At 76.8% G+C, this 9,209-nt stretch carries 5 protein-coding genes; 4 read left to right on the plus strand and 1 reads right to left on the minus strand.

The window, feature by feature from the left end; all coding sequences use genetic code 11:
* On the plus strand, window positions 1–770 hold a 770-nt coding region (locus tag ACFQ8C_RS35335; protein ID WP_383465813.1), incomplete at its 5' end, for an ABC transporter permease.
* 127 nt (window positions 771–897) lie between these two features.
* On the opposite strand, the gene ACFQ8C_RS35340 is transcribed toward ACFQ8C_RS35335, so the two are convergent.
* Window positions 898–5,220 carry a HEAT repeat domain-containing protein gene (locus ACFQ8C_RS35340; protein WP_383465815.1) on the minus strand — a complete coding sequence of 1,441 codons (4,323 nt, stop codon included), beginning with the start codon at window positions 5,218–5,220 and terminating at the stop codon, window positions 898–900.
* Between the two features lie 84 nt (window positions 5,221–5,304).
* Between ACFQ8C_RS35340 and ACFQ8C_RS35345 the strand changes: the two genes are divergently transcribed.
* The 3 genes from ACFQ8C_RS35345 to ligA all read left to right on the plus strand — a co-directional run bounded on the left by ACFQ8C_RS35345 (window position 5,305) and on the right by ligA (window position 9,150).
* Window positions 5,305–5,967 (plus strand): hypothetical protein, encoded by a 663-nt coding sequence (locus ACFQ8C_RS35345; protein ID WP_383465817.1) that lies wholly within the window; start codon window positions 5,305–5,307, stop codon window positions 5,965–5,967.
* Window positions 5,964–6,965 (plus strand): nucleotidyl transferase AbiEii/AbiGii toxin family protein, encoded by a 1,002-nt coding sequence (locus ACFQ8C_RS35350; protein ID WP_383465819.1) that lies wholly within the window; start codon window positions 5,964–5,966, stop codon window positions 6,963–6,965. The genes ACFQ8C_RS35345 and ACFQ8C_RS35350 overlap by 4 nt, the downstream gene beginning before the upstream one ends.
* A gap of 67 nt (window positions 6,966–7,032) precedes the next feature.
* Window positions 7,033–9,150 (plus strand): NAD-dependent DNA ligase LigA, encoded by a 2,118-nt coding sequence (ligA, locus tag ACFQ8C_RS35355; RefSeq protein ID WP_383465821.1) that lies wholly within the window; start codon window positions 7,033–7,035, stop codon window positions 9,148–9,150.
* The last annotated feature ends 59 nt before the right edge of the window (window positions 9,151–9,209 follow it).

The following is a 9,209-nucleotide window of genomic DNA, read 5'->3' on the forward strand; positions in this document are numbered from 1 at the left end:
CCGTCCGCGACTCGTCCACGATGCTCCGCCGGAACCTCCTGCACGCCCGCCGCTACCCCTCCCTCACCCTCAACCTGCTGCTCACCCCGGTGATGATGCTGCTGCTCTTCGTCTACGTCTTCGGCGACGTGATGAGCGCCGGCATGGACGGCGGCGCGGACCGCTCCGCGTACATCGCCTACGTGGTTCCCGGCATCCTGATGATGACGGTCGGCGGGACGGTGGTGGGGACGGCGGTCTCCGTCTCCAACGACATGACCGAGGGCATCATCGCCCGCTTCCGGACCATGGCCATCCACCGGCCCTCGATCCTCGTCGGACACGTCGTCGGCAGCGTCCTCCAGTGCGTCATGAGCGTACTCCTCGTCGGCGCCGTCGCCGTCGCCATCGGCTTCCGCGCCACCGACGCCACCCCCCTCGAATGGCTTGCCGCCTTCGGCATGACCCTCCTGATCGCCTTCGCGCTGACGTGGATCGCGGTCGGCATGGGCCTGGTCTCCCCCAACGCCGAGGCCGCCTCCAACAACGCCCTTCCGCTGGTCGTACTCCCCCTGATCTCCAGCGCGTTCGTCCCGATCGACTCGATGCCGGGCTGGTTCCGGCCCATCGCCGAGTACCAGCCCTTCACCCCGGCGATCGAGACCCTCCGCGGCCTCCTCCTCGGCACCGAGATCGGCGACAACGGCTGGATCGCGATCGCCTGGTGCGCGGGGCTCACGGTCCTCGGCTACCGCTGGTCGAAGTCGGCCTTCGACCGCGGCGCCGCGTGACCCCGCAGAGCCTCCGGCCGCCAGGGCGGCGTACCCGACACCCGTCGGGTACGCCGCCCCCGCCGCGTTCCCCGGCGTACGCCGCTCCCGCCGCGTCCGTCCCACGGAGACGCGAACCGTACGGCCCTCACCGCCGGCCCGACGGCCGTCCCTCGCCCAGGATCCGGGCCAGCAGCGTCTCGTAGGCGCCCCTGCGGTCGGGACGCGCACGGGCGGCGGCGCGGCGGAGGGCGGGGACGGCCTCCGGACCGGCGTCCAGGACGGCCGTCTCCGCCGCCCTGCGCACGGTCTCCCGGCCGTGGTCGAGCAGCGCGACGAACGCCGGGACCGCCGGCCGCCAGCCCGCCCGCGACAGGACCCGGACCGCGGTGCGCACCACGTCGGGCCGCGCGTCGCCGAGCAGCACCTCGGTCAGACGCAGATGCGCCTCCCGGTCGAGCAGCGCACGCGAGGCCCGGTGCGCGTGCAGACGCACGCCGGTCTCACGGTGGGTGAGAAGCTCGCGCAACTCCCCTTCCAGGTCTGCCGCTTCCCCTTCCCCGGAGTACTCCGTCAGGCCGGTCAGCGCGCGCCGGATCCGCCGGGGCTCCGGCGACCGCAGCAGAGCGACCAGCTCCTCGTACGCGGGAGAGGACCCGTCCGGTACGGGAGCGGGGGCGCGGGCCCGGAGTGCGCGGAGCGCGGCCGCCTGGCGTTCGGCGGCTTCCGGGCCGTACGGCGGGCCCTCGACGAGGGCGAGGCGGGCCTCGGGGTGGCGTTCGGCCAGCCGGGCGAGGAGGGGGGTGTGCCGCAGGGGGCTGCCGGAGAACAGTTCCAGCAGCCCCGCCTCCCCCTCGGCGAGCCGGCTCTCCAGGCGGGCCGCCAGGGCATCGGCCGGCAGTCGGCGCAGCGCGGTGAACGCGTCGGCCCGCGCGTCCTCCGGCCCGTGCCGCCACAGGTCCAGGAGGACGGGCAGCAGGGGCATGAGCCGCCGTACGTCGCTCCTGGCGGCGAGCCGGGCGAGCCGCTCGGGCCGGACGTCCGGGTCGCGCAGGGACTCGGGGGCCGCCTCCGGCAGCGCGCGGACGAGGGCGGTGCGGGGGTCGAGGGCGGTACCCGGGTCGAGGGCGGTACCCGGGTCGACGGCGGTACCCGGGTCGACGGCCGGGCGGAGGTCGTGGGCGGAGGGCTCGTCGGTCCGGCCGCGCAGGTACGCGGCGAGGACCGCCGCACGCGCCTCCGGTTCGGGCCAGGCGAGGAGGGTGTGCGCGGCCGTGTTCCGCCGCCGCGGGTCGTCGGAGTCCAGGAGGGCGAGCAGTCGTTCGCGCTGCGCGGCGGATCGGGGCTGGTCCAGGTCGGCGGGGTGGGCGGCCCGAGGCGCGGCGGCCATGGCGCCGGCGTCCTCCGCGAGGGTCCACGGCGGGGCGTCGAGCGGCTGGAGGTCCGTCATCCAGTCCACGAGCGCGACCCGTACGTCCGCCGCCGCCCCGCCCCACGACTCGGCCAGGGCGGCCAGCAGCTCGCGCGATCCGGCCGGATCGCCCTGCTGCCGGTAGGCGGTCAGCGTGCGCGCGCTCCTGGCGGCGACGGCGAGTTCGGCGGACCAGGTCGGCCGCGCGGTCCCGCCGGCGCCGGCCCCGAACGCCTCCCGCAGCACCCGTGCTCCGGCGCCCGCGGAATCGGGACCCGGCGCGGCGGCGGCGAGTTCGCGGTCGAGGTCGGCGCGGACGAGGACCGCGCCGGCGAGCCGGAGCAGCGGCAGCGTCGAGCGCCGGCCGGGGCGGCGCGGGGGCGACGCCCGTACGACGGCCACGACTCGGGCACCGACGGGGGCGCGGTCCGCGACGGACTCCAGGAGGGCCAGGAGTCCGTCCCTCGTCTCCTTCTCCGCTTCCGCGAGGCCGTCGAGGAGGACCGTGACGTGACGGGCGATCACCCCGCGCTCGTGGACCGTCCACGGAGCCGGGCAGACCTCCGCCGGCAGCACGCCCAGGACGGCCCGGCGCGCCTCGTCCGACGTCGCGGCGAGTTCCAGCCAGTCGGAGAGGTACGGGCGACATGCGCCGAGCCGCGCGGCGGGCCGTCCGGCCCCGGGGGCGCGCCGCGCGGCGAGGCGCAGGGCGGCGGCCGGGTCCCAGCCCTCCTCCGCGAGGTGCCGCAGGTCGGTCTCGTCCGGGTCCGGGCCCGGTCCGGGGGCGAGCGCGGCGAGGAGGCGGTCCCGGGCACGCGGGCCGTCGGCGCGGTCGGCGGCGGCGGCGACCGTGGCGGGGAGGGTGTCGCCGAGGAGGGCGCGCAGGGCGTCGAGGAGGAGGGTGCGCAGGCCGGGGTTGTCGTCGTGGGCCAGGCGGTCGAGGAGGCGGGGGACGGCCCGTGGCGTACCGGCGGTGGCGAGGGCGCGGGCGGCCGTCTTGCGGACGTTCATGACGGGGTGGTCGAGGCAGCCGGCGATCGCGTCGGACGCCCAGCGGGCCCCGGCGTCGCCGAGCGCGCCCAGGGTCTGGCGTACGGTCTGCGGGTCGCGGTCGGGACCCGTGAGCGCGAGCAGCGTCGCCGACACGGCCGCGACGCCGTCGCCCGTGGTGTCGCGGGCGAGGAGGGCGACGGCGTGCTTGCGCACATGCCGGTCGGGGTGGCGCAGGAGGTGGTGCACCCGGGGCCGGACCGTCCGGTGCGGCATCCGTCGGAGGTCGAGCAACACCCTCAGCAGGACGGTCTGTTCGCCCGGCGAGAGCCCGGGTCGGTCCAGGAGTCCGAGGACGACGTCCGTGACGAGCGCCGGGCCCGCGTCGTCCGGGAGCACGTCCAGCAGGCACACCGGCCGGATCCGGCCGCGCTCCCCCAGCCGGCGCCCCAGGGAGCTCAGCGCGTCCACGACCTCCTCCGGCACCACCGGTTCCGCCTCGGGCACGGGCCCCGCACCGCCGGGTTCCCACCCGGCGGCCGCCTCCCCGGCGATCCGGAGCAGCAGGTCGGCGAGGACGGGCAGGAGGCCGGGTCCGGCGTGCTCGGCGAGCCGGAGGAAGGCGGCGACGGGCCGCTCGGGGTCCACGTGGGAGGCGAGGAGCGCGAGTTCGGTCTCGTCGGGTCCGCCGAGGTCGGCGGCCATCCGGGCGGGCAGCTCGGCCGCGTCGGCCCGTTCCAGCAGCTGCCGCCGGACCTCCGGGTCGGAGTTCAGCAGCCAGAGCAGTTCCAGGACGCGCGACCGGAAGGCGCGCAACGCCGGTTCGACACCCGGGGGTTCGGGTGCGGCGTCGTTCGGCGTCACCGCGTCGAGGCCGAGGGCCGAGCCCAGCACGCGTACCGTACGGTCGCCGCCCACGGCCTCCAGCGCGTCGAGCGCGTCGGCCGGCGCGTGCGGGAGGACGCCGAGGACGGCGCTCTCGGTGCCGGGGTCCCGCAGGGTGCGCAGGGCCCGCAGGAACGGCCCCGGGGCGGACGCGGACGGCAGCAGGCGGGCGATCTCCGCCGCGACCGGCAGGCCCGCGACGCCCTGGCCGTCCAGCGCGACGAGGAGGTCGAGCCGACGCGGCCACCCCGGGTCGTCCGGGGCCGCGTCGACGAGCAGGCGCAGGAGTGCGCGGCGCGCGGTGAAGAGCACCGTCGCCACGCCCTCGGCCGGGACGGTGTGGTCGGCGAGCGCGAGGGCCAGCACGGCCGGGACGTCCGGGTCGGTGACGAAGTGGCCGCGCCGGTGCATCGCGCGCAGGCAGTCCACCGCGGGGCCGGCGAGCAGCAGCGGGTCCTCTCCGGCGAGCCCCAGGATGGCGGGCACGTCCTCGCGCCGCGCCGTCCCGCCGTAGAGGGCCAGAGCGCGCCGCCGTGTCCCGGGCGCCCGGTCCGGGTCCTCGGCGGCCCGCCACAGCAGGTCCCCGTGTCCATGGGCGGCGGCGGTGGCGAGCGCCGCCGCGGCGGTCGCGGGCACGAGGAGCCCGGCGAGCCGCGCGGCCGGCAGCGGCTCGAACGCGGCCCAGGGCTCGGCCAGTCCGGTGAGCGCGCCGTCGACCACGGCGTCGGACGGCGAGTCCAGCAGCCCGGTGAGCACCTCGCGTACGAAGGCGGGCCCGAGCCCTCCGGCACGCAGCCCCTCCCGGGCCAGCCGCAGCGCCTCCGCCTCCAGCACCGCGTTCCCGGCGGCCGCCAGTTCGCCGACGAGCTCCGCCACGCGCGCGGGCGCGCCCGCGTGGGCACCCGGCACGGCCTCGGCCGCCTCCCCGCGCGCGTGCACACCCCGGACCGCCTGGTACAGCTCCTCCCCGCGCTCCTCGTGCCGCAGCGCCGCCGGCTCCCGTACGAGCTCCGCCCGCAGCAGCGCCACCCGCACGGACGGCACGAGCACCTCGGCGGGCCACGTCCGCCACCCCGGCGGCGGCCCTCCGGGGGCGGCCAGGGCACGTGCCGCCTCGGGGCTCACCGGGGCGGACCGCGGCGGATTCGGGCACGGGCTGGACCGCTGGTTCGACAGGGGGCGCATCCGGGGATCGTACGGTCCGGATATCGGGATGAGGCGACGGCGGCCCGTCTGGCACACTCACCCGGCCAGGAGAAAGGCGCGAACGTGCACCCGAAGGACAAGGCCGCCGGAGGCGACGGTTCCCATGACGCCCAGGGGCTCTACGAGACGCACGTGACGCTCCGCTGCGCGACCGGGTCCGAGCTCGCCCGCCTGGAGGCGTGGGCGACCCGTCAGGGCCTCAAGCTCACCACCATCGTGCTGGCCCGCGGCCGGACGCCCGTCCAGCCGATGCTGACGCTCCCCGACCGGACGGGGCACCCGGCGCTCGTGGCCGCGCTGCGGGCGGCCGGCTTCGAGCCGGTGCGGGTCAAGGTGGAGACGGTCCCGTGGAGTACGGAACCGACGGGCCCGGGCGGCGGCTACCACGAGCACCACCTCAAGCTGGCGCTGCCGTCGCCGTACGACCGTGCCGCGCTCGAAGCCCTCGTCGCACCCCACGGTGCCCATGTCTCCTGGAACGCCCGGCGGGCCCTTCCGGGTCCGGAGGGCCGCCACGAGCGCTTCGTGACCCGACGGCACCCCGGGCCGGCGGCGGAGGCGCTCCTCGCCTGCGACGCGCTCCTCGCCGACCTGCTCGCCGCCGGCTGCGAAGTGGTGGGCGAGGAGCGCGAGCTGGTGCTCCACGACAGCGACCTCGCGGTGGACGCGGGCTGGCTGGAACCCGACGTCGAGGACGTCCGTGACACCCCGGAGGAGACGACATGAACGGCACGACGTGGACGGATCCGATCCCGGACGGTCCCGGTACGTCCGGTGAACCGGCCGCCGAGTCCCGGCGGCGCGACAGCGGGCGCCCGAGCACGCTGACCGCCGGCGTCGGGGCGGCCGCCGTCCGGCACCGGGCCTTCGACCCGGCCCTGAAGCACTTCCGGGAGGCGTTCCGGCCGACGGACGACATCATCGAGGACCCCCTGCTGCGCGCCCGCTGGCAGGCGGCCCGCCGCTCCGCGCTCGACCTCGTGCTGGCGGCGGTCGCCGGCTCGGCGTGGGCGGACTCGCTCGTGCTGCGCGGCAGCATGCTGATGTCCGCGTGGTTCGGAGAGGCCGCCCGGCCGCCGAAGGACATCGACTTCGTCGTCGTCCCCGAGACCTGGCGGATCGAGGAGCCGCGCACCCGGGCCATGCTCGACGGCGTCGCCCGGTCCGCCGACCGGCTCGCCCGGGCGCTCGACCTGGACCTGGTGATCGACGACGCCGGGGCCGTGTCCGAGTACATCTGGACGTACGAACGGGTTCCCGGCCACCGCCTCGTGCTCCCCTGGACCGCCCCGGGCCTCCCCGGCGGGCAGGTACAGCTCGACTTCGTCTTCCACGAACGCCTCCCGACCCCGCCGCGGCCGGCCGAGGTCGCCGGGGTGCGCGTGCGGGCGGCGGACCGGGAGCTCTCCCTGGCGTGGAAACTCCTCTGGCTGAGCTGCGACATGTATCCGCAGGCCAAGGACCTGTACGACGCCGTCCTCCTCGCCGAGGGCTGCGCCCTGCCGCTCCCGCTGCTGGAGACCGTCCTGAAGGAGGCCGGCGAGTGGCCCGGCGAGCCCGACCGGCCGCTCACCCTCGACGTGTTCGAGCGGGCCGCCCGCGAGGTCGACTGGTCGGCCTTCCCCGACGACCACCGGGGCTCGGGCGAGGCGTCCGGCCCGTCCCTCCGCGAGGAGCTGACCGGCCGCCTGACGGCCGCGCTGGCGCCGACGTTCGCCTCCTGAGGGGCACGGCCCGGTGCCGGCCGGCCGTCGGAGCGGCGTTGTCAGACCCTCGCGACAAGATGGGGTCATGACCGCGATTCCCGCCGTTGAGGCGCCCTTCGTCCTGTCCAACTCCGCCGCCTACGAGGAGGCGCTCGACCGGCTGCGTGCCGCGTCCGGCGCCTACTACGCGGGGGAGAACAGCCCGCTGGACGACGCCTCGTACGACGCGCTGCGCCTGGCGGTGCTGGCGTGGGAGGCGGCGCACCCGGGCGAGGCGCCCGGGTCGCCGACGGGTCTCGTCGCGGACGGCGCCGCGCCGGAGGGCGACGTCGCGCACACCACCCGGCTGCTGAGCCTGGACAACGTCTTCGGGCCCGAGCAGCTGCTCGCGTGGGACGCCTCGCTCCAGCGGCGGCTCGGCCGCCCGGTCGAGGGCGGGTTCACCGTCGAGCCGAAGCTGGACGGCGCGGCGATCGCCGCGCGGTACCGGGACGGGCGGCTCGAACGGGTCGTCACGCGCGGCGACGGCACGCACGGCGAGGACGTCAGCCATGTCGTGGGCTCGGTCGTCGGGCTGCCCGAGCGGCTGGCGGAGCCGGTGACCTTCGAGGTGCGGGGCGAGGTGCTCTTCACGCAGGAGCAGTTCGAGACGGCGCAGGAGGTGCGCGCGGCGCACGGCGGCGCGCCGTTCGCGAACCCGCGGAACGCGGTGGCGGGGACGCTGCGGGCCAAGGACCGGCCGTACCGGCTGGAGATGACGTTCTGGGCGTACGGCGCCGTGGACCTGGACGGAGGATCGTTTCTGCCCGCCGGGGCGACACACGCCGAGGTCCTCGCCGCGGTCGCCGCGGCCGGAATCCGGACGACGGCCGACACGCCCGCGGGCCTGCGCGTGGTGACCACCATCGCCGAGGCGCAGACCCAGGTGGACGCGATCGCCGCGCTGCGCGCCGGGCTGCCCTTCGGCATCGACGGCGTCGTCGTGAAGGCGAACAGCGCGGCCGAGCAGGCCGAGGCGGGCCTCGGAAGCCGCTTCCCGTACTGGGCCATCGCGTACAAGCTGTCGGCGGTCGAGCGGCAGACGGTGCTGCGGGACGTCGTGTGGGAGGTGGGCCGCACGGGCGTGCTCGCGCCGACCGCCGTGCTCGACCCGGTCGAGATCGACGGCTCCACGGTCTCCCGCGCCACCCTCCACAACCCGGCGGACATCGCTCGCCGCGGCCTCCACCTCGGCGACACGGTGACCGTCTACAAGGCCGGCGACATCATCCCCCGCGTACAGGCGCCCGTGGTCGAACTGCGCCCCGAGGACGCCGTGCCGGTGCCGCTGCCCGCCGCCTGCCCGAACTGCGGGGGCGACATCGACAAGAGCCAGGAGCGCTGGCGCTGCGCCAAGGGCGCCGGCTGCGCGCTCGCCCCGCTCGTCGAGTACGCCGCCGGCCGCGACGTCCTCGACATCGACGGCCTCGGCAGGACCTACGTCAAGGCGCTGATCGACGCCGGCCTGGTCACCGACGTGGCCGACCTGTTCGCCCTCACCGAGGAGCAGCTGACGGCCGCCTCCGGCAGCGCCCGGCGCGGCGCGAAGCTCGCCGAGCAGTTCGAACTGGCCCGCAGCCGCCCGCTGAGCCGGGTCTTCTGCGCCCTCGGCATCCGGGGCACCGGCCGCCGCATGTCGCGGCGGCTCGCGGACCACTTCGGCACCATGGAGGCGATCCGCGCCGCGAGCGCCGAGGACCTCCTGGCCGTCGAGGGCATCGGCCCGGAGAAGGCCCCGGTGGTCGTCGCCGAGCTGGCCGCCCTCGCCCCCGTCGTGGACAAGCTGATCGCGGCGGGGGTGAACATGACGGAGCCCCGGCGGCCCGGCCGGCCCGCCGGTGAGACCGGTGCGGACGGTGAGGCCGGTGCGGCGGGCGCGGAGGGCTCCGAGCCCGCCGAGGGCCCGCTCACCGGCAAGACCGTCGTGGTCACCGGCAAGATGACCGGCCGTCTCGACGGCTTCGGCCGCTCGCAGATGAACGAGCTCATCGAGCGCGCCGGAGGCCGTGCGGGCAGCGGTGTCAACGCCAGGACCAGCTACCTCGTCTCCGCCCCCTCCCCCACGGGCAAGCCCAGCTCGAAGGCGGTCGCCGCCGAGAAGCTCGGGGTCGAGGTCCTCACCCCGGAGGCCTTCGCCGACCTGGTCGCCGACCACCTCGGCTGACGGCCCGCCCCCTGCCCCCTCCGGAGTACGGCGGCGGGGCGGGCCGAGGCCTCCGCCCC

The organism is Streptomyces sp. NPDC056503 (assembly GCF_042794995.1).
In the GTDB taxonomy this organism is placed as follows: domain Bacteria; phylum Actinomycetota; class Actinomycetes; order Streptomycetales; family Streptomycetaceae; genus Streptomyces.